Source organism: Micromonospora sp. NPDC049201 (assembly GCF_055586805.1).
In genome coordinates this window covers 1-1,982 of the sequence record NZ_JBVJHM010000040.1, presented here as the reverse complement: position 1 = coordinate 1,982, position 1,982 = coordinate 1, and the positions used below count along the sequence as shown (strand labels likewise).

General features: G+C 70.5%; 1 protein-coding gene. It reads right to left on the bottom strand.

The genetic code is table 11. From position 1 onward, the window contains the following. On the bottom strand, positions 1–1,545 hold a 1,545-nt coding region (locus tag ACZ6O5_RS31240), incomplete at its 3' end, for a hypothetical protein (RefSeq protein ID WP_465981921.1). Between the last annotated feature and the right edge of the window lie 437 nt (positions 1,546–1,982).

The following is a 1,982-nucleotide window of genomic DNA, read 5'->3' as shown; positions in this document are numbered from 1 at the left end:
GGCGACGACGACCTTGTCGAGGTCGAGGTCGGTGTTCTCGGCGTAGATGCCGCCGCCGTTCTCGCAGGCGGTGTTGCCGGTGATGTGGGTGAAGGAGACGGTGACGTAGCCGCCGCTGCTGAACAGGCCGCCGCCGTTCTTCCCGGCGCGGTTGTCCGACAGCGAGGAGTTCTCACCCTCCTTGCCGCCGTTCTTGCCGTGGTCGGAACCGATGATCTCGACCGTGCCGGCCTCGTCGTGCTTGCCCGACGGGACGTAGCTCTTCAGCTCCGCGGCGTCGGCGCCGTGCTTGCCGGCGAGCCCGCTGCCGTTGGCGATGCCGCCGCCGTTGCCGCCGGCGGTGTTGTCGTCGACCTTGGTCTCCTCGACCTTGAGGATGCCGCGGTTGAAGACGCCGCCACCGTCGCCCTGGGCGTGGTTGTCGACGACCTTGCTGTCCTCCAGCCACACCCGGCCGTAGTTGGCCACCGCGCCGCCGTTGTGCTCGGCGTTGTTGTCGGTGAGCTTGACGTTGGACAGGTGGGCGCTGCCGCCGCGCTCGACCAGGAGCGCGCCGCCGTCACCCTCGTTCCGCTTCTCCTCCTCGTCGACCGAGCCCGAGACCGTGGTCGCGGTCGCGGTCGCCGTCGTGGCGGCGGCCTGGGCCGCAACCGGTGCGGCCTGAGCCGCGCCCGCGATGGCGGCCTGCGCCGGTGCGGTGGCGGACGCGGTCGTGGCCTGCGCCGGAGCCGCCTGCGCCGCCACCGGAGCGGGCTGCGCCGGTGCGGTGGCGGACTGGGCCGCGGTGGCGGCCGACGCACCGGCGACCGCCGGCTGCGCCGGGGCGACGGGGGCCGGCAGGGTCGCCGCGCCGTTCGCCGCCGAGGGCGCCACCGACGCCGGGCCGCCCGGGTACTTGAACCCGGACGCGTTCCCGCCCTTGACGGTCAGGTCCTTGAGCGTGAGGTGGCCGCCGTCGTCGACGCGGAAGATGCGGAAGGTGTCCTCGGCGTCGCGCTTGATGGTGGAGCCGTTGCCCTTGATGGTGACGTCCTGGGTGATCTCGGGCAGGCCGCCGCCGACCTTGCGGTCCTTGACGCCGAGTTCGTAGGTGCAGTTCTCGGCGAGTTTGAGGGTGCCGCCGTGGTCGCGGTTGGTCAGTTCGAGCGCGTCGACCAGGGCGTCGTCGTCGCAGGGAACCTCGCGGGCCTTGCCGTCGTCACCCTCGCCGCCCCACTCGCCGCGGTCCTGGCCCCACTCACCCCGGTCCCGGCCTTCCTGGCCGTGCTCGTCCTTGCCCTCCTTGCCGTGCTCGTCCTTGCCGTGCTCGTCCCCGGTGGCCTCGTCGCCGTGGTCACTGTCGCTGAGCTGCTGCGCGGTCGACCACTTCACGTCGGCGAGCCGGTGCGGACCGGTCACCCCGGTGGTCGCGTAGGCAACGCCGGCGAGGCTGACCGCTCCGGTCAGGCCCACGACGCCGGTGGCGAGCCACAGCCGGCGGCGCCGGAGCGGGGAACTGGTCTCGCGGGTGCTGGCGTCATTGTTATTGCGAAGGTAGTTGGACATCGGAGCTCTCTGCCCTCTCCTTGTACCTGACAAGGTCGCTTCGCCACGGCGAGGCGGCCTTCGCTACAAATCGGTTGTAGCTGCTGAAGACGAACTTATGAGAACTTTGTTCGCCTCGTGACCAGATACGAAAAAAACCCGCATAAGGGTGCGGGTGGGACGGGCTGACGCAGCGAGGGCGGGATGACCCGATGGTGCCCACAAGGTCGCTCGACGCCGTTTCGCCCGACGTGGCGACCTCCGGGCGGGTGCGCCCCGGCGCCTGCCGGCTTGCTGGTAGCCCTCCTTCCGCCCGGGCGGGGCGGAAGGAGGGCTCCCGGTTATGTGGTGGTGCGATCAGGCGAAGCAGTCCTTGACGGTGTTGGCGCAGTTGGTGGGGTCGTTGTCGCTGATGAGGGATTCGTCGTCGAGCGTGACGTGTCCTTCGTTGTTGAGGA